The 20,094-nt window shown below is 38.8% G+C and carries 18 protein-coding genes; 3 read left to right on the top strand and 15 right to left on the bottom strand.

The genetic code is table 11. The features are described 5' to 3' along the window. Positions 1–16: 16 nt before the first annotated feature. Entirely contained in the window at positions 17–943 is a 927-nt protein-coding gene (locus tag BUA88_RS01475; protein ID WP_072911441.1) for an ABC transporter substrate-binding protein, read from the bottom strand. Between the two features lie 274 nt (positions 944–1,217). On the opposite strand from BUA88_RS01475, the gene BUA88_RS01470 reads away from it, so the two are divergent. Then, a complete protein-coding gene (locus tag BUA88_RS01470) occupies positions 1,218–2,348 on the top strand; it encodes an aldo/keto reductase (protein ID WP_072911436.1) in 1,131 nt (376 codons plus the stop codon). Here the strand turns inward: BUA88_RS01470 and BUA88_RS01465 are convergent. From BUA88_RS01465 to BUA88_RS01415, 11 genes are all read right to left on the bottom strand, one after another. Next, on the bottom strand, positions 2,321–2,851 hold the full coding sequence (locus BUA88_RS01465) for a 2'-5' RNA ligase family protein (RefSeq protein ID WP_072911431.1): 531 nt from the start codon (positions 2,849–2,851) through the stop codon (positions 2,321–2,323). The genes BUA88_RS01470 and BUA88_RS01465 overlap by 28 nt on opposite strands. An 83-nt stretch (positions 2,852–2,934) precedes the next feature. Beyond that, positions 2,935–3,552 carry a formate/nitrite transporter family protein gene (locus BUA88_RS01460; protein ID WP_072911427.1) on the bottom strand — a complete coding sequence of 206 codons (618 nt, stop codon included), beginning with the start codon at positions 3,550–3,552 and terminating at the stop codon, positions 2,935–2,937. Between the two features lie 85 nt (positions 3,553–3,637). Continuing rightward, entirely contained in the window at positions 3,638–4,942 is a 1,305-nt protein-coding gene (gene eno / locus BUA88_RS01455; RefSeq protein WP_072911422.1) for a phosphopyruvate hydratase, read from the bottom strand. A 185-nt stretch (positions 4,943–5,127) separates the two neighbouring features. After that, the gene (locus BUA88_RS01450) at positions 5,128–6,075 is read right to left on the bottom strand and encodes an L-lactate dehydrogenase (protein WP_072911417.1); all 948 of its coding nucleotides are present in this window, start codon (positions 6,073–6,075) and stop codon (positions 5,128–5,130) included. Between the two features lie 97 nt (positions 6,076–6,172). Further along, positions 6,173–6,628, bottom strand: coding sequence for a GAF domain-containing protein (locus BUA88_RS01445; RefSeq protein WP_072911413.1), 456 nt, complete (start codon positions 6,626–6,628; stop codon positions 6,173–6,175). 26 nt (positions 6,629–6,654) lie between these two features. Then, the gene (locus BUA88_RS01440; protein ID WP_072911408.1) at positions 6,655–7,965 is read right to left on the bottom strand and encodes a Na+/H+ antiporter NhaC family protein; all 1,311 of its coding nucleotides are present in this window, start codon (positions 7,963–7,965) and stop codon (positions 6,655–6,657) included. Between the two features lie 99 nt (positions 7,966–8,064). Then, a complete protein-coding gene (gene nifU, locus BUA88_RS01435; protein ID WP_015549065.1) occupies positions 8,065–8,499 on the bottom strand; it encodes a Fe-S cluster assembly scaffold protein NifU in 435 nt (144 codons plus the stop codon). Positions 8,500–8,530: 31 nt separating this feature from the next. After that, on the bottom strand, positions 8,531–9,736 hold the full coding sequence (nifS, locus tag BUA88_RS01430; RefSeq protein ID WP_072911403.1) for a cysteine desulfurase NifS: 1,206 nt from the start codon (positions 9,734–9,736) through the stop codon (positions 8,531–8,533). Positions 9,737–9,864: 128 nt separating this feature from the next. Then, positions 9,865–11,121, bottom strand: a complete 1,257-nt coding sequence (locus BUA88_RS01425; RefSeq protein ID WP_072911399.1) for an ABC transporter permease — start codon at positions 11,119–11,121, stop codon at positions 9,865–9,867. Further along, positions 11,115–11,861 (bottom strand): ABC transporter ATP-binding protein, encoded by a 747-nt coding sequence (locus BUA88_RS01420; protein WP_072911394.1) that lies wholly within the window; start codon positions 11,859–11,861, stop codon positions 11,115–11,117. The genes BUA88_RS01425 and BUA88_RS01420 overlap by 7 nt, the downstream gene beginning before the upstream one ends. Further along, positions 11,854–13,377, bottom strand: coding sequence for an efflux RND transporter periplasmic adaptor subunit (locus BUA88_RS01415; protein WP_072911390.1), 1,524 nt, complete (start codon positions 13,375–13,377; stop codon positions 11,854–11,856). The genes BUA88_RS01420 and BUA88_RS01415 overlap by 8 nt, the downstream gene beginning before the upstream one ends. 182 nt (positions 13,378–13,559) lie before the next feature. Between BUA88_RS01415 and BUA88_RS01410 the strand changes: the two genes are divergently transcribed. Next, positions 13,560–14,270, top strand: a complete 711-nt coding sequence (locus tag BUA88_RS01410; protein WP_072911385.1) for a response regulator transcription factor — start codon at positions 13,560–13,562, stop codon at positions 14,268–14,270. Next, complete coding sequence (locus BUA88_RS01405) at positions 14,267–15,634, top strand: sensor histidine kinase (protein ID WP_072911380.1); 1,368 nt, start codon at positions 14,267–14,269, stop codon at positions 15,632–15,634. The genes BUA88_RS01410 and BUA88_RS01405 overlap by 4 nt, the downstream gene beginning before the upstream one ends. Here BUA88_RS01405 and BUA88_RS01400 read toward each other — a convergent pair. The 3 genes from BUA88_RS01400 to BUA88_RS01390 form a co-directional block, all read right to left on the bottom strand. Further along, the gene (locus BUA88_RS01400; RefSeq protein ID WP_072911375.1) at positions 15,615–16,592 is read right to left on the bottom strand and encodes a diaminopimelate dehydrogenase; all 978 of its coding nucleotides are present in this window, start codon (positions 16,590–16,592) and stop codon (positions 15,615–15,617) included. The genes BUA88_RS01405 and BUA88_RS01400 overlap by 20 nt on opposite strands. Positions 16,593–16,634: 42 nt before the next feature. Beyond that, on the bottom strand, positions 16,635–17,381 hold the full coding sequence (larB, locus tag BUA88_RS01395) for a nickel pincer cofactor biosynthesis protein LarB (RefSeq protein ID WP_072911372.1): 747 nt from the start codon (positions 17,379–17,381) through the stop codon (positions 16,635–16,637). A 614-nt stretch (positions 17,382–17,995) separates the two neighbouring features. Next, positions 17,996–20,029 carry a methyl-accepting chemotaxis protein gene (locus tag BUA88_RS01390; RefSeq protein WP_072911370.1) on the bottom strand — a complete coding sequence of 678 codons (2,034 nt, stop codon included), beginning with the start codon at positions 20,027–20,029 and terminating at the stop codon, positions 17,996–17,998. Positions 20,030–20,094 lie beyond the last annotated feature (65 nt).

The raw sequence follows: 20,094 nt of genomic DNA, 5'->3' as shown, positions 1-20,094 counted from the left end.
CCCTTTTAGTCCCCCATTAAAAGTCACTTTTTACGAAATCAGCATATGCTGGTGGATTGTCTGAAAGACCATAAGACTTTACCTTCTCAGCAAGCTCGTTGTACTGGTCCTCTGTGATTGTCAAATCATCATATGAAATCCACTTGAGAGAAATATCAAGAACATCATCCTTCTGATTTAAATATTTCTGTGCAACAGCCTTTGCTGTGTCTGCATCAAGATTATTTCCTGCTGTCTTATAACCCTCTACAAAAGCCTTTGCTGTATCTGCGTGATTATCGATAAAATCATCTGTAAGAACTAAGGCGCAGCATACTGAATCCTCCCAAAGTTCCTCTGATGTATAAAGAACCTTTCCTGCTCCAATTGAAACACCCATAGCTCCAAATGGCTCAGCTACGCAGTAGCCATCGATTGTTCCAGCTGCAAGGGCTGAAGGCATTTCTGTAGGAGCAAGCTCTACCACATTAATGTCATCGATTGTAAGACCATCTTTTGCTAAGGCATCATTTACTAAAATGTTATGTGATGACTGGCGATGTGGAATAGCAATTGTTCTTCCCTTTAAATCTGCCCCATCTTTAACATCATTTGAAACGATTATTACATTTCCATCCTTATGGCCAAGAGCAACTGCCTTTATTCCAACACCCTCCGCTTTTGATTTCATGGCAAGCTCAATGAGTACTGATGCTCCATCTACCTGGCCTGAATTGAGTGCGTCCAAAAGCTCTGGCCATGAACCATATTTCACAAGCTCAACTCTCACCTTATCATTGTTCGCAAGCTCCTCTGCTTCCTCCAATGCCGCAAGCGAATGAGTAATTGGAAGATAAGCAATCTTCACAGTTTCTGCTGATTCACTTGCTTTGGCGCTACCACAGCCAACTAAAGCAAATAATGAAATGATTAGTAATGATGTTAATAGTAAGTATTTTTTCATATTGTTATCCTCCACTTTATCTCAATAAATTCCTATCGCCTACTAGGTTAGTAGGATAATAACAGAATAAAAGAACCAGGTCAATAAACCTGGTTCCCACATTTTATGATAGCTGGGTATCAATTATATTAATAACAACAAAACCCCCTGTAAACCTTTCTTACTCACCACGTAGAATAACAAATAATAGTATTACATAAATCAACAAACAATTAGTCACTCAAAAAATATTTGTGATATATTTAGATTAATAATTTGTAAAAGGAGACTATGTATGGGCGAAAAATTTTTTGGTGAAAATACACCTAAGCTAGGTTTTGGACTAATGCGATTACCAAAGGAAGCTGACAATCCTTCAAAGATCGACATTGAACAGACCAAGAAAATGGTAGATATGTTTATGGAAGCAGGTCTTACATATTTTGATACTGCCTTTGTTTATGATGGTGGCGAATCCGAGAAGGCAGCAAAAGTAGCTCTCGTAGACAGATATCCTAGAGAAAGCTACACTCTCGCTACAAAGCTTGGAGCTTTTGCAGCTCATGATGAGGAAAGTGCAAAGCAGGAGCTTCTTACCAGCTTGGAGCGTACTGGTGCAGGCTACATTGATTATTATCTGCTCCATGCTCTCTCAGATGGAAACTTAAAAAAATACGAAGAATGGCATCTTTGGGACTACGTAAAAGAGATGAAAGAAAAAGGGCTTATCAAGCACTATGGCTTTTCTTTCCACGATACACCTGAGCGCTTAGATGAAATTCTTACAGCTCATCCAGATGCAGAATTCGTTCAGCTTCAAATTAACTATGCTGACTGGAACAATCCTGATGTACAGTCCAGAGGCTGCTACGAGGTAGCTAGAAAGCACGGTAAATCTATCGTGGTTATGGAGCCAATCAAAGGGGGGACACTGGCAAATCCTCCTGCTGCAGTCCGTGAGCTTTTAAAAGGAGCAAATCCTAACACAAGTATTGCATCCTGGGCAATCCGCTTCGTTGCATCCTTAGATGGTATTATCACAGTACTATCTGGTATGTCAAATGTAGAGCAGATGGCTGATAATCTTACATATATGAGTAACTTTAAGCCTCTATCCGATGAAGAGCAACAGGTTATTTCAAAAGCGCAGAATATACTCGATAGCATTGATTCTATTCCTTGCACATCATGTCATTACTGTACAGACGGCTGCCCAATGCAGATTCCTATTCCAGAGATTTTCTCTGCCAGAAACAAACAGCTTATTTGGGAACAGATTGAAGCCGGTAAACAGGATTACGAAAAAGCAACTAAAGATCGTGGCGTTGCCAGCGCATGCGTTCAGTGTGGACAGTGTGAAAGCGTTTGCCCTCAGCATATAAATATTATTGAAAGACTTCAGGATTGCGCCAGCGTATTTGAATAAATATCCCTGTGAGGATTAGTCTTGGCGACTCCAATCTCCACTATCTTTGCTTCTAGAGGGACAAATGATTTCTGCAGGTATGTAAATGCATCCTTCATTTGCTCTGGCTCTAGTGTCTTGCCTAAAGTTATGTGAGGCATCCAGGAATATGGTAGATAATATTTACTAAAGGATAGTTCTTCCATATCTTTTAATGCTTCATATAACTTTACCTGCAAGTCCATTATGTATTCGTTTATCACTGGGGAAGCATAGATTACCCCAGGAAGAATCTGTCCTAAAGTAGGAATCAGAATTTCTCCTGATGATAGTGTTTTCATCACAGCCGAAGCCTTTTCCACTACCGCATCCTCATCCCTGGCCTCTATACTAAGAACAGTAAGATGTGGTGGAACATTGTTATCTATCATGAAATTATTTCCACAAGCTTTTGCCACCCCATCTATATATTCCTTTAAAGTTTTATTTGTATTCTCATCAAAATATGCTGATATTAAGTACATATTCTACTCCCCACACAAATCCGCTGGTCTGCATTTCAATACTTTACTTAATCTTCTTTAGACTATCCCCACCATAGAGTTTCTCAACATTTCTTTACAAAATGATTAGCTGCAATTCCTCCTACCGCATTTCCGATAGTAATAATCAATAGTCTTATAAACATCTCCTTAGAGTAGCTTCCTGACATGTTGTAATAGAACATATCTGCCACGCAGTGCTCGGATCCTACTAGAATAAATCCCATTACAGAAAGAATTATAGCCATATATTTACCAAGAACATGTTCATTCTTCTTATACTCATCCACTCCGATGAAAATAAAGATGTTACAAATGATACCTAACATAAAAAGACTTAAGTATGAATCCTGATTCTTGATTTGACACAGGCCTACAGCCTTCTCATAGAGTCCTCCATAGACTCTGGAATTTTTAATAATAAATGCAAGAATAAACGAGCCAATAAAATTGCCGCACCAAATCAAAACTATGTTGATGACATTCTTTTCAAAATTCCCCTCTAATAAGTAGCTAACCTTCCCCGTGAATAAACTAAAGCGCATTGTTAAAACTAAAAATAATCCGATGCTGAAAAGTGCGGAGCCCACAATCTTATTGTCCACTGAGAGGAAAATCATTCCTCCAAGTCCAATAGAAAAGCCCGCGAGAATTGAAGTTAGAATAGTTTTCTTATAATCCATAACAAAAATCCCCCTACACTGTCTCCCAACAATATAGGGGTATTGTAACCTTTCCTTGTGAAATTTTAATGATTTAGCTTAATGCCTATTTATTACTTACGTTAAACGCTCCCATTCCTGGATAATCTGCTGCAGCACCAAGCTGCTCTTCGATTCTAAGAAGCTGATTGTACTTTGCTACGCGCTCTGTTCTAGATGGAGCACCAGTCTTAATCTGGCATGTGTTAAGAGCTACTGCAAGATCCGCAATTGTTGTATCCTCTGTCTCACCAGAACGATGTGAAGAGATTGCTGTGTAGCCTGCCTTATGAGCCATCTTAATAGCCTCAAGAGTCTCTGATACTGAACCAATCTGGTTAAGCTTAATAAGAATAGAATTTCCACATCCATTTGCGATTCCCTTTGAAAGACGCTCTGTGTTTGTAACGAATAAATCGTCACCTACAAGCTGTACCTTGTCACCAATCTTAGCTGTCATCTTCTGCCAGCCTTCCCAATCTTCCTCATCAAGACCATCCTCGATAGAGATGATTGGGTACTTGTCAACAAGAGCTGCCCAGTGATCAATAAGCTCATCTGTTGTAAAGTCCTTGCCTGACTTTGGCTGATGATAGAAGCCCTTGCCTTTCTCAGACTTCCACTCGCTAGATGCAGCATCCATAGCAATCATAAAATCCTTGCCTGGCTCAAAACCAGCAGCCTTGATAGCCTTTAGAATAGTCTCGATAGCATCCTCATCATTCTTAAGAGAATTAGGTGCGAAACCACCTTCATCACCTACGGCTGTAACGTCTCCCATATCCTTAAGGATAGCCTTGAGTGCGTGGAATACCTCAGCACACCAACGTAAGCACTCGCTAAATGATGAAGCGCCTACAGGCATAATCATAAACTCCTGAGTGTCAACAGCGCTATCAGCATGAGCACCACCATTTAAAATGTTCATCATAGGAACCGGAAGCTTTGTCCCCTGAACACCACCTAAAAATCTATAAAGAGGAATATCAAGAGCTGTTGCAGCTGCTCTACAGCAAGCAATGGAGGTTGCGAGAATTGCATTGGCACCGAACTTTGATTTATCCTTTGTGCCATCTGCCTTAATCATTGCTGCATCAATGGCATAGATATCTGAAGCATCCATACCGCAAATAGCATCTGCAATAGGTCCATTGATATTCTCAACTGCCTTAAGTACACCCTTACCTAAATATCTATTCTTATCTCCATCTCTAAGCTCAAGTGCCTCGAACTCACCTGTTGATGCACCTGATGGAGCCATTCCGCGTCCCACTGTTCCATCTACAAGAGTAACCTCGCATTCTACAGTAGGATTTCCTCTTGAATCAAGAATCTCTCTTCCAATAACCTTTTCAATTTCTAAATAATCCATAAAAAAACCATCCTTTCAAAGTAGTTTTGTGAACTCCTCTCCCAAGAGGTAGCAACTCTTTAAATCGAGAAAGGAGTTCTACAATGATCCACACATGGTTAGATGTTTCTAACCAAGAGTAGAATAGCAGAACTCCTTTGATTACTCAAGAAATCTATTTAGTTTTTATTGATTATTTTTATCAATTAGAAAGCTTCCTCTAAAACTTGCTTCAGAGTATCACCTGAAGCCTTAAGTGCAGCCTTTTCGTCATCACTCAGTCTGATAGGAACAGAGCCTTCAACACCGTTTCTACCAACTATTGCTGGCATACTAAGTGCCACGCCATCAATTCCGAAGTCTCCATGCTGGATGCTTGAAATTGGAAGGATTGATTTCTCATCACGTATAATTGCCTCACAGATTCTGCGAACACTCATTGCGATTCCGTAATAAGTAGCTCCCTTCTTTTCAATAATGCCGTAAGCACTATTCTTAACATCCTCGGCAATTCTCTTCATTGATTTCTCATGCTCGAAATGTCCTCTCATCTCACAGAAATCATTGATAGGAATACCTGATACATTTGCTGATGACCAAGCTGCTATCTCGCTGTCACCGTGCTCTCCAATAATAAAGGCATGAACAGAACGGCTATCTACATCAAGATGCTCGCCTAATAAGTATTTAAATCTGGCTGTATCAAGAACTGTACCTGAACCAAATACTCTGTTTTCTGGGAAACCACTAAGCTTTGCAGCTACTGATGTAAGAATATCAACAGGATTTGCAACAATAAGAAGAATTCCATCCTTATTGTATTTTGTAATCTCAGGAATAATTGATTTAAAGATTCCTACGTTCTTCTTTACAAGATCAAGTCTTGTCTCCCCTGGCTTCTGACCTGCACCGGCAGTAACAACTACAACTGCTGCATCTCCAGCATCCTTGTAATCTCCTGCATATATAGACATTGGCTTTGCAAAAGGTAAACCATGACTGATATCAAGTGCCTCGCCCTCTGCCTTGTCCTTGTTCACATCAATGAGAACCATCTCAGAAAACAATCCGCTTTCCATTAGTGCAAAGGCTGACGCTGAACCAACAAATCCACAACCTACAACTGCAACTTTTCTTTCATTTAACTTACTCATGATTTTACCTCCTATGTTTTTCTTTATTCTCCTACATCTTAACCTAAGAGGCAATAGCTATGAGTTGCATTTGCAACTTTTATATTGATAACATTTATCAGTTAAACTGAATTACAGCCTCAAGAGTTCTTACAAACTCTTCAAGTCCAGCTTTATCTTCATCTGAAAATCTATTGAGACTTGGACTATCAATATCCAAGACACCAATAACCTTGCCGTCCTTATGAATAGGAACTACTATCTCAGAATTGGATGCACAGTCGCATGCAATATGTCCTGGGAATTCGTGGACGTTTGGAACTACAAGTGTTTCATCCTTTTCAGCTGCTGTTCCACATACGCCCTTTCCAAGAGCAATTCTTATGCAGGCAACCTTTCCCTGAAATGGTCCAAGTAATAAAGAACCGTTATTCATCAAATAAAAACCTGCCCAGTTTAAATCATCTAAATTTTCATTTATAAGTGCAGAAGCATTTGAAAGCACAGGAAGGTAGTTTGGCTCATCCTCTGCCAAAGCTTTTAATTGTTCTGAAAGTAATTTGTAATCTGTCATTTTTCCTCTACGCTCCTACTCTTTAATTATTTTTCTTTAATAATTGAGATTGCTACAAAAACAATCAACACAAATGGATAAATCAACCATGGAATAAGTGAAAAACTGGCAATCTTTGCAATGTTTGCTGCCACAAGAAGCTGCGCTCCATAAGGAATGATTCCCTGCATAATGCAAGAGCAGGTATCAAGAAGTGATGCGGTCTTCTTAGGCTCCACACCGTACTCCTCGCTGATATGCTTTGCGATTGGTGCTGCTATTACGATGGCAACTGTATTGTTTGCTGTGGCAAGATCCATAAACATAGTAAGGAAAGCGATGCCCAGCATCCCACCTTTTTTGTTTCCAGCTTTTCTTCTGATAAGCTCCAATATAGCTTCAAAGCCGCCGTGCTCTCTGATAAGTGAGGCAACAGATGCAACAAGTATAGTTACAATCATTGTCTCAAACATTCCAGCGATTCCTGTTCCCATTGAAGAAAGACCAGAAACGTAGGTAAGGGAACCTGTGAAGATTCCTACTACTATAAACATGAAGCATCCAAGTAATAATACTTTAAAGACATTTACACTAAGTACTGAAAGCACAAGTACGATGAAATATGGAAGTGCCTGCCACAAATTATAATCGAAAGTACCAATGGCACTTACCTCTGTTTTGAAGGAACAGGCGATAAGAATTACAAGCGTAACAATAGCTGAAGGAAGTGCCAGCTTTAAATTGGCTTCAAACTTATCCTTCATCTCTATTCCCTGTGTCTTAGTGGCTGCAATGGTAGTGTCTGAAATAAATGAAAGATTATCTCCAAACATAGCTCCACCGACAACTACTCCCACGCAAAATGCCATACTAATGTGACCGTTTTTAGCCACAGCACAGGCTATTGGTGCTAAAACTGATATTGTTCCTACACTGGTACCCATAGCCATAGAAATAAGGCAGGCTATAATAAAAAGCCCTGGTATAGCAAATCTACCAGGAATGACGCTAAGTAAAAGATTTGCAGTGGATGATGCACCACCAGCTTCTCCTGCTACGCCACTGAAAGCACCTGCCAATATAAAAATGAAAAGCATAGTGACAATATTGTCATCTCCTATGCCTTCCGCACATATATGTATTTTTTCTTCAAAGCTTTTGCCTCGATTCTGGCAAAAAGCAAGAATTAACGCAAAAGTGAAGGACAGAACTACTGAGACTACGTAAAATCCCATCTGCCCTTCAATTGGTGAAATGTATTGGAAATAGATTCCATTACCAAGATATAAAATCAAAAATAATGCTATAGGAAGAAGTGCCTTAGCATTTGGGGTTGGATGCTGTTTTAAATCACTCATCAAATATTATTTCTCCATTTAACAAATAAGATAAGAAATATTTTACTGATTTAAACACAGTAATGCAATATTAACCCCTCAACACATCCCTTCCTATTGTTAATGCATGTGGCAAGACTCAACCTCAGGATCTGGGAAATCCTTTGGATCATATTCAATGCCATTATTATCATAGTAATTCTTTACTGCAGACTTGATTGCCTCCTCTGCAAGAACTGAACAGTGAAGCTTGTGAGCTGGCAGTCCATCAAGTGCCTCTGTAACAGCCTTGTTTGTAAGCTGAAGTGCCTCAGATACAGGCTTTCCCATAATAAGCTCTGTTGCCATTGAAGATGAAGCAATAGCGCTGCCGCATCCGAAAGTCTCAAACTTTACATCCTCAATAATCTGCTCATCATTTATCTTAAGATAGATTTTCATGATGTCACCACAGACTGGGTTACCGACTTCGCCTACACCATCTGCATTTTCAATTACTCCTACATTTCTTGGGTTTCTAAAATGGTCCATGACCTTTTCGCTATATAATGCCATTGTTTTTCCTCCAATTACTTCTGTCTATTAATTAAGCCACTGTGTGCTCTGCAAATACGTGTGGACGCTTGCCACTTACTAAATCACCCCAGAATGGTGAAAATCCACGAAGGTATTCAACTACTTCTGAAACAGACTTGATGATGTAATCAACCTGCTCCTCTGTTGCATCCTCACCAAGTGAAACTCTAAGTGAACCGTGTGCAACCTCATGTGGTCTGCCAATTGCAAGAAGCACGTGGCTTGGGTCAAGTGAACCTGATGTGCAGGCAGAACCTGATGAAACTGCCACTCCCTTGTCATCTAATAATAAAAGAAGTGATTCTCCTTCGATTCCTTCAAAACAGAAGTTTACGTTTGACTTTACTCTTAAATTTCTGTCACCGTTAAGCTCTGAATAAGGAATCTTTGAAAGACCTTCGATTAATCTGTCCTGAAGCTTTTCAAGCTTCTCATTTGTCTCATCAATGTGAGCAACCACATCCTCAAGGGCTACTGTAAGTCCGACTATACCTGCAAGGTTTTCTGTGCCGGCACGCTTACCTCTCTCCTGAGCACCACCGTTAATTACGTTTGTAAGAACGATTCCGCCTCTGGCATAAAGCACACCAACGCCCTTAGGACCGTGGAACTTATGCGCTGAAATTGAAAGCATATCAATGTTCTGCTCCTTTACATCGATGTGAACATGGCTAACTGCCTGAACAGCATCTGTATGGAAAAGAACTCCTCTTTCCTTACATACAGCACCAATTTCAGCGATAGGCTGAATTGTTCCAATCTCGTTGTTAGCATACATAATAGTTACAAGAGCTGTATCCTCACGGATAGCATCTGCTACCTGCTGTGCAGATACAACACCATTTGAATGTACGTCAAGAAGTTCGATTTCAAAGCCTTCCTTCTCAAGAGCCTGTAAAGTATGAAGTACTGCGTGATGCTCGAACTTTGTGGAGATGATGTGCTTCTTTCCCTTCTTCTCTCCGATTCTGGCTGCTGAGATGATAGCCTGATTATCAGCCTCGCTACCGCCTGATGTGAAATAAATCTCTCTAGGCGAAGCGCCAAGAACCTTTGCTACTCTCTCTCTTGATTCCTCGAGAACCTCCTTAGCCTTCTGTCCTACTGAATAGAGGCTGGATGGATTACCATAAACCTCTGTAAAATATGGAAGCATTGCTTCAACTACTTTAGGTGAAACAGCAGTTGTTGCTGCGTTATCTGCGTATACGAACATATCCTTTTACCCTTTCTTTTTTTATTACCTACTTGCCTAGTATTTTAGTCTGCGATTAATATAAAAGAAATCACCTATCGCGTCAATAGGTGATTCTCAAAAATATGCTTATTGCGAGTTTTTATCAATTACTCATATCTTAATGCGTCAATTGGATTCATTTTGGCAGCATGTTTTGCTGGTGAGTAGCCAAAGAACATACCTATGGCTGTAGAAAAGCCTACAGAAATATAAATGCTTGCAAGTGAAATTGTTGGAGCGTATCCCATAAGTTTAGATGCCACATCTCCAATAACAACACCAATTACCATTCCTATAAGTCCACCGATAAGGCAAAGTATAACTGCTTCACTGATAAACTGAAGCATAATCATGGAATCCTCCGCACCAAGTGCTTTTCTGGTTCCAATTTCTCTGGTACGCTCTGTGATAGAAACGGTCATTATGTTCATAACACCTATTCCTCCTACAATAAGCGCAATAGCTGCTATAAGCGAAATTGCCATGGTAAGCTGATTCATCATCTTATTGTTTTCCTGGATCATGGACTGATTGCTGTATGCATCAACCTGTAATTTATCTCCCAACTGATTTGCCATTTTCTGATTAAGGTAGGCTTTTATATCATTAGAAAGAGCAATGGTATCTACTCCTTCTGCTGCAACCACAGTTGGCGAATACATATCTTTATTATGGTTAAAGTTCCAGGCTGTAAAGAGCGGTATATACATAGTTGTTGTTTGGACGCCAGCAGCGCTGCCTCCCATTCCCTGAGACTTTTGTTCTTCATAGATTCCTACTACTGTAAGATTGATGTATTCATCATTTAAATTAACCTCATAGGTCTTACCAATTACATCCTCATTCTTATAATTGTCTCCAGCTATTTGCTTGGCATATTTTTCTGAAACAAGAGCCACATTGGTCCCCTGTCTATATGCATACTCATTAAAATAACTTCCTGACTTTAGTTTAAGATTATTTGCTTTGAAATATCCAGCACTAACTCCAGTAACATCAACCTTTGCTTTTTTATTATTAACAAGAACTGTTCCGCTTCCAAGACTTGAATCCATGGATATAGCTGCTATTTTTTTGCCAAAATGTTCTGAAAGAGAGTGAATATCTTCTGGCTTAAATTTAAGATTCTCCTGCTCTTCTTCGGACAGTTCCTGTGAATAATCTATTGTTGAAATATATACTTCAATATTTTGAACACCATAACTTTCAAGCTGTTTTTGTACGCCCTTAGTCATGGAGTTTCCCACTGTCATAATTGCAATTACAGCCGCAACACCAATAATAATTCCTAGCATTGTTAGAAATGCTCTTTTTTTATTGGCCTTGATACTTTTAATCGCAAGCTTGCAATTTTCAACTAACATACGATTTTCCTTTCAGGATTGTTCATCAATCCTTCAACCTCATTTATCTTTTCATTAATAATATTGCCATCACTAATTGTAATTATCCTTGGTGTCTCTGCAGCAAGCTCATTTGAATGAGTGATTAACACAATGGTCTTGCCCTGCTTTTCGTGAAGTTCATGGAAAATATCCATAACCATTCGGCCTGTTCCAGAATCCAATGCTCCTGTTGGCTCATCAGCTAGAATAATATCAGGGTTATTAGCCATGGCTCTAGCAATGGCAACTCTTTGCTTTTGTCCACCTGAAAGCTCATCTGGTGTATGATGCATTCGTTCTTTCATTCCTACCATCTCTAACAGTTCTTCAGCTCGTTCTCTTCTTTCTTTGGGTGAAATACCTGCATAAAGCATTGGCATTTCTACATTTGAAATGGAATCTGTTCGAGCAATTAGATTGTAGGTCTGAAATACAAATCCAATATGTTTGTTTCTTAGCTTTGCAAGCTGCTTCGCAGGCGCTGTAGAAATATTTACTCCATTTAACACGTACTCGCCAGCTGTCTGCCTATCTAAAATTCCAAGGATATTCATCAAGGTACTTTTACCAGAACCAGACTGACCTACTATAGAAACAAATTCGCCTTTACGAATATCCAAATCTATCCCATGTAATATCTCAAGTTCGTTGGGAGTTCCTATGTAGTAGCTTTTTCTAATATTTCTTGCAGATAACAAGACATCATTATTATTACTCATCGTAAATACCTCCATCTGCTCCCATTGCATCAAGAACTGCATCCGCTCCACCGTCCATTGAAGCTTCTACAATTTCCTGTCCCTCTTTAAGCTGACCACCTGTAATCTCTGTATAGAATTCATCAGAAATACCTGTTTCAACCTTCACATTAGTAGTAGTTCCGTCTGCCTGCTGCACTACAACATACTTGCTTCCATCTGCATCTGTCTGAATATCAGCTGAAGGTACTGCAAGAGCGTTTTGTTTATCTGCAATAATAAAGGTCATTTTGGCAGTCATTCCAAGTCTTAACGCTTCATTTGAACCTTCTATATCAACATCCACTCTATAAGTAGCGCGGGTCTTAGAAACTGATGCTGTTGATGATTGATTATCTGTGTTCTTGTTACTATTTTTTGTCGCTGTGGGTGAAACAAAAACTACAGTACCATTTAAAATTTCATCGCCTGTTGCATCTGTCTTAATCTGAACCTTCTGGCCTTCTTTAACATTTGGGATCTGTGCCTCATCTATGTCAGCAGTAGCTTTTAGATTTGTAACATTATCTATAACTACTGCATCTCCCCCACTAAAAGGCTGATCTGCTTTAATATTCACATTAGTAACCGTTCCATCCTGAGAGGCATACACTATTTCTTTCGAAAGCTCTTCCCTGGCCTTGCTCATCTCCTGCTTTGCTGAAAGACTGCTCTGTTTTGCATTTAGCTCGTCCACTTTAGATGCCATGTACTTGTCGACAATTGCATCATTTGCATCTTTCTTTGCCTTCTCGGATTTTATGGTTTCTATCTCTAATTCCTTTTTTGCTTCCTCTAGGGCTTCCTTAGCTGGCTGTAAAGAATTTTCTGCTTCTATTCGCTCCGCATGAGCACTACGTTTTTCTTCCTCCGAGCCTCCTTCTGCATGTCTAATAGAATCATAGGCTCTATCAATAGCTTCCTTTGCCTTTCTTACATTTCTTTCCGCCTCAACAACTGCCTGCTGTTTTTTCACGATATCTCTGTCTGCATCAATTACTGCAATAGCACCGCTATCCTTTGTATTTTGCATACCTCGGTCAGCATTCTGTTTTGCAATATCATTAAGCTGATTTTGGATACTAAGAGCCTGCTGCTGATAAGACAACTGCTCCCTCATTGACTTCATGTCTAGCTTATAAAGTGGATCACCTTTTTTTACAACATCACCTACTTTTACATATACTTCAGCCACAGGATAACTTCCTGTAATAGATGCATTCTCTGATGATTCTTCCGATGAGATGATTGTTCCCGTTGCTGAAATAGTCTTTTGAATATCCTGCTTAGCCGCCTGAACTGTAAGGATTTCAGGTAGCTCTGTGTTGCCTGCCTTAACATTTTTAATTACAGTCGCTCCAATAATAGTTGTAAGAAGTATTGCTGCAATAACCATGGCTGCAACTACTTTTTTATTTAAACTCTTAAAAAATTTCTTATCTTGTTCAGACATTTCTCCTTCATTTTTCTGGACAGCTAATATTTCTTTTAACTTCATTTTTATTTTCCTCCGAAGTATGTTTTTAACTTACATTGGACAATCATACAGACAGAATCTAAAGAAAAGCCTATGGTAAATCTAAAGAAATCTAAAAAAGCCTTTTTTCAGAGATTAAACACTTTTTTTATGCTAGTATACAGTTAAAGACATGTATCAATTATTTGATTAAGGAATTAATTATGGGTAAACAAAAGATATTAACAGTTGATGATAATGAAGAAATCCGCAACATTATAAAGATATTATTAGAAAGCGAGGGCTATGAGGTTATAGAAGCACCTGATGGCGAAACTGCCCTTTCTCTTGTGGATGATTCTATTGATCTTATAATACTGGACATTATGATGCCTGGTAAATCAGGTCTGGATGTTTGCAAGATAATCCGTGAAAAGTACCAGATGCCTATTCTATTCTTGACTGCCAAAGGCACTGATTCTGATAAATCGTTGGGACTCTTAATAGGCGGCGACGATTATCTTGCAAAGCCTTTCTCTCACGCGGAGCTAACCGCCAGAGTGAAATCACTTCTTCGTCGCTATTACGTATATAAAGGAAAAGAAGCACCTGCTGATGATAATGTAATTACATATGATATATTCAAGATCTCCAAAGACAGAAATGAAGTATTCACAACCGATTCCAAGGGTAATGAAATTCAATTAGATTTATCTGAACTGGAATACCAGATTTTCAAACTTCTTATAGGTAGTCCTGGCAGAATCTTTCCTGCTCAGCTTATATATGAAACTATTTGGAATGAGCCATACCTATACAGCTCTAACGCTACAATTATGGTTCATATCAGAAATCTTCGTACAAAAATCGAAGAAGATCCATCTAATCCACACCATCTTCTAACAGTCTGGGGAAAGGGCTATAAGCTACAATGATAAAAGCAAAGAAATTATTTTCAAAATCACTATATATAGAGTTGGCCATTGCAGTGTGCATTTCTGTATTGTTAGGTGCAATCTGCTATTTTTTCCTTGCCAGATTGTCAGTAGATGTTTCTTCATCAAAATGGTATGAAAATACCTACAAAGAATATAAAATCAATTCTCTAATAGATAATTTACAAACCTTCATTTACGAAGAAAGCGTTAACTCAGGCGATACTTCTCCGCTTAATGATTGGTACGATTCTCATCCAAGAGCTTTCTTTTACTTAAAGAAGGATAATTCAATAATATATTCTTCCTTTTACAACCCAGGCTACGCTGAAACAACCATAGATGCAGATGATGCTGAGTTTAAAGAAAACGTCGATATTTATAGTGACTACTTTCCAGAACAAACCACACGTACTCTTCGGCTTACTGATTGTGAGGTGACACTCTGTCTATTCACTGATATTCAGTATTCTTTATACTCTAATTTATTACGATTAAGCATTGCAATATCAGCTTTTATTAGCCTAATTTCGATTATTTTATTTGTCAGAAATAAAATCCATTACATTAATGATGTTACACAGGGAATTAGAATCTTAGAAGGAGGCAACCTAGATTACCAGATTCCTGTAAAGGGAAATGATGAAATATCACAGGTGGCTGAAAGCCTTAATTCTATGCGTATAGCACTGGACCAACAGATGAAAAACGAAAAACAGGCGCTTCAGGCAAATAATAGTCTTGTTACTGCCCTTTCTCATGATTTGCGAACACCACTAACCACGCAGATGGGTTATTTGGAGATTCTTAAGGAGCATCATTATAATTCTCCTGAAGAAATGGATAAGTACATTAACACCGCTTTAAATACCTGTCATCAAATCAAAGAGATGTCAGATCGACTTTTCGAATACTTCCTTGCATTTGATCCTCATCCAGAACGTCCTGCAGAAGCTTTAGAAGAGTACGATGGTGTTGCTCTTTTCATGCAGCTAATCTCAGAGCTTTCTCTTCCACTTGAGGCTCAGGGTTTTAGTTTTGAATTTGAAGAGCCTAAAGATACCTTTAATATTCATGTGAATATGAATGATATTTTAAGAATCTTCAATAACGTATTTACGAATATTGATAAATATGCTGATGAAACTGAACCAGTTAGAATTCGCATTTTCCATGATAATGAAAATGCCGTACTTTCTATTACTAATAAAATCAGAAAAGAGCCTCGTAAAAATGAAAGTGCAAAAATCGGTCTTATCAGTATTTCAAGTCTCATGAAAAGACAAAGTGGTGCAAGCAAAACTCGCACCACAAAAGATAACTTTACCTTAGAATTAAAATTTCCTATAAGAAATGAGCTCTGAGCTCTTCTGAGCTGATTGGTGATAAATATGCTGGTGCAATATCAAATACTGTTTTCGCACCAGTAACACCCTCAGAATTAAGACGAACAACTGCTCTTGCATAAGCTGTAAGTGTAGCCCCTGTAAATTCTGGATTTGAATCTAAATCAAGGCGATACTCAATAACATGCTTATTGCCATCAAAACCTGTCTCACCTGTGTAGATTACGCTTCCTCCATGTGGAAGTCCACTATGGTTTGCCTTAAGTTCCTCAGCTGAAATAAAGTTTACTGTTGTATCATAGTCTGAGAAGTAATTAGGCATCTCCTTGATTTCTTTTTCTATACGAGCCTTATCTGCACCCTCTTCAACTACAACGAAACACTCTCTTGTGTGCTTTTCTCTTGTAGTAAGTTCTGGATTTTCTCCGCTTCTAACTCTCTCAAGTGCAGCTGGCACTGGAACAGTGTACTGTCTGGCATCAACAACGCCCTCAATACGACGAATTGCATCTGAGTGCCCCTGGCTAACGCCCTTACCCCAGAATGTATATGCCTGTCCCTTTGGAAGAATTGAGGCTGCATATAAACGATTTAGAGAAAACATTCCTGGGTCCCATCCGCAAGAGATAAGTCCAATCTTCCCAGCTTCCTTTGAGGCTGCATCAACATTTGCAAAGTGCTCTGGGATTCTTGCATGTGTATCAAATGAATCAATAACGTTATAGAGCTTCGCATATTTAGGTGTCATCTCAGGAAGGTCTGTAGCACTACCACCACAGATAACTAAAACATCAATATCCTCTTTTCCTGTGTCCAAATCATCTGTGCTTTTAACTGGTACATTTGATTTTACTGTAACTGTCTTTGGGTCTCTTCTTGTATAAATGGCAACAAGTTCCATATCTTCACTTAATGAAACTGCTGCTTCCACTCCACGTCCAAGGTTTCCGTAACCTAAAATTCCTACTTTAATCATCTTTTTCCTCCATGACTTGTTTATAACTACAAACCATTATATTTATTTCTCGTATGTCTGTCTATTTATCTGACTGGCTAAAACCCCTGCTCCATAGCCATTATCAATATTTACTGTAGCAATACAATTAGCGCAGGAATTAAGCATTGTCAAAAGAGCAGATATGCCATTAAAACTCGCTCCATATCCCACAGAGGTAGGTACCGCAATAACCGGACAACTAACGAGCCCTGCAACTATACTTGCAAGAGCCCCTTCCATTCCTGCTACCGCTATAACACAACTTGCGTCATTAAAAATATCCAGATTATGAAATAGCCTGTGTATACCACTTACACCAACGTCAAATAGTTTTTCCACATTGGCTCCCATAAACTCCGCTACTTCTGCTGCTTCTTTAGCCACAGGAATATCTGCGGTTCCGGCAGTACATACGACCACCTTTCCAATATGCTTTTTCTCTGGCGCTTCAATTTTTAATATAGATGATTCCTCATCAAATTGTATCTGTGGTAACTCATTTTTTAATAATTCATATTGTTCTTTAGATGCTCTGGTACCCAGCACTTCGCCATTAAGCTCATATAGCTTTTTAAAAATTTCCAAGAGGTAGTCATCCTTTTTCCCACTACAATAAACCACTTCAGGAAACCCCTGTCTTTTTTTTCTTCCTATATCAAGCTTGGCATAAGCCATTTCTAATGTGCCATCTGCTGACAGCATTTTTACTGCATCTTCTTTTGATAAATTTCCCATTTCAAATCTAGTTAGAATTTCATCTATATTCATATTATTTTTCTCCAATAGTGCTTCCTCAAAATCATGTATTTGTACTAGCTACTATTATAGTATATGAACTAAAAAAATACACTTAAAAAGCTAGGAGCCTGAAGAGAAACTGTCCACTCTTATGATTGATTGATGCAATGCCACAAAACTTACAAAAGCTATTTAGGGAAATATATATTCTTTAAATCTGGATTTTTAGAACTCCTCTCCCCTGTTGGCAACAAGGGATTATGGGCAAAAGCATATAATATCTCCAAAATTAAAGATATTATATGCTTAAAACCAACTTTGACTTATTCAAAACAAGCATTTAAGCATATAATTTTCAACTTTTTCTCATTTTTATATGCTTGAAGCCTCATTTTCTTCAATCAAAACAGACATTTAAGCATATAATTTTCAAGCTTTTCTCATTTTTATATGCTTGAAGCCTCATTTTCTTCAATCAAAACAGACATTTGAGCATATAATTTTCAACTTTTTCTCATTTTTATATGCTTGAAGCCTCATTTTCTCATTTTTTTCCCTATGACATACAAGCAACCCCAACAATCGAAAATCATTAAAAAAGCTTAGGATGCTTTATCTCATCCTAAGCTTTTTATTATCTTATTCTATACTTCATCATCATCCTTAAAGAAGGAAATCTCTTCATTAAGCTTAATAGCTATGTCCTTAAGGTCATCAGCAGATTTTGCAAGGTCTGAAACTGTTCCAGATAATTCCTGAACAGAATTTCCAGTTGTTTCTGAAGATGCTGCATTCTCTTCTGAAATAGCTGAAAGTGATGACATGGCATCTGATACGACATCATTAGACTCCACACAAGTGCTTGCCCCACCAGCGATATCACGCACACCATCAACAGTTCCATCAATATCTGCAAGCATACCATTAACTGATTCCAAGGTCTCGCCAATGGCCTCCTGCTGCTCCAGATTTCCCTGTCTGACAAGATTTGCTGCTGTAACAGCTGCCTCAGACTGCTTTAAAAGAATATCCATCTGTGTTCTGATATCCTGAGCCATGCTATCTGAATCATCGGCCAGCTTTCTAATCTCCTCAGCAACAACTGCGAAGCCCTTACCTGCCTCACCAGCTCGAGCTGCCTCGATAGAAGCATTAAGCGAAAGAAGATTTGTCTGTGAAGCAATTCCCGAAATACCTTCAACACTTTCATTAATGCTTGTAACAGCATCCTTGGTTGCCGAAATGGTTCTTGCAATTTCTTCAATCTTCTCAGTCATATCGCTACTAGAGCTCTGAAGATCGATAAGGGATTTACTAGACGCTTCTGAAGCCTGCTTCATCTTACTAGCAAGATTCTCCATGTTTTCAGTAGAATGCTGTACTCCAGTAACTGCATCTGTTATTCGCCCAACATTCTCTGCAGCCTGCTGAATCTCTTCTGCCTGCTGTGTAGCACCTGTAGCAATTTCCATAACCGCATTTGATACGCCTTCAGCTGTTGAAGAAATCTGATTAGCCATATCAGATAGATTCTCAGAAGAATCTCCTACAATAGACGCAGAGGATTTTATATGTCCTACAATGTCATCTAACTTACCTATTACCGAATTCGTACTGCGAACTATCTTACCAATTTCGTCTTTACGATTTGCGAAGCCATCAATCTGTTTAAATCGGCCTTCAGCAAGGTTTGATAAAGAAGAATCTACTGAAGTAATAGGCTTTGCAAATCCATTAGCTAATATTACAGACAAAACAGCTACTATAACAAGTAAAGCAATGCCTATTCCAATTACTATATAAGCTGACTTTCTTGCAGATGCCATGATATCACTTTCTTTTTTTGCAACACAAACTGTAAAACCTGAAAGATCGTTATCCTTTGCATATGCCAAGTAAGTAGGATATCCTGCTGCTGTTGATCTGTAAGAGCCTTCTATTCCATCGGTATTCATATATGGCGATGCACTAAAATTTAAAACCTCATCATCTGCACTAATCTCATACTGTGAATGAGCAAGCATGTCACCATTTCTATCTACCACGAAGCCTTCGTCGCATTCTGCTGCAAGAATTTCATGGAAATCATTCAGATTATAATTTCTATGAACTGTTCCAAGGACCTTACCTGTATGATTGTCAATAACCGGGCATGCCATACTAATACTTCTGGTGCCGGTAGAGGCACTTACTATAGCATTGGATACGGAAAATTTACCAGTCATTGCTTCCTGCCAATATTCCCTCTGACTAATATCTACAAGAGCACCGTCATCATCCCTAAGAACCATCTGGCCCTCGGCATTAGAAAGTACTATAACATTGCCATCTCCAAGATACTCATCCAAAGACTTCATTTGAGCCTTTAGCTCATCCATATCAACTTCTTCGCCTCTCATAAAAGCAATTGTTGTAGGCGATTCAGCAAAGGATCTAATCGTCGACTCATTATTCTGGATAACTGTCAGAATTGCACTCTGTACATACCAGGCCTGCCACTCCAAAGAATCAAGAGCATCTGCAACTGCTTTTGTTGTAGAAGTGTAATAACTGATACTTACAGCGATTAACAAAGGGATAGCCGCCACAAGTAACATTGATGAAATAAGCTTCGTTTTGATGCTATTCTTCCATGAAATATCATTTTCATTATTTTTCACCAGTTTTGCTTTTCCCATTTTTATACTCCTCCAAAGCAAACCCTTTTACACATAAGGGCCAGCAAAGCTGACCCTTACAAATT

Origin of the sequence: Pseudobutyrivibrio xylanivorans DSM 14809 (assembly GCF_900141825.1) — a bacterium.
In the GTDB taxonomy this organism is placed as follows: domain Bacteria; phylum Bacillota; class Clostridia; order Lachnospirales; family Lachnospiraceae; genus Pseudobutyrivibrio; species Pseudobutyrivibrio xylanivorans.
The sequence above is the reverse complement of the archived record's forward strand: the minus strand, read 5'-3'. Positions and strand labels throughout refer to the sequence as shown.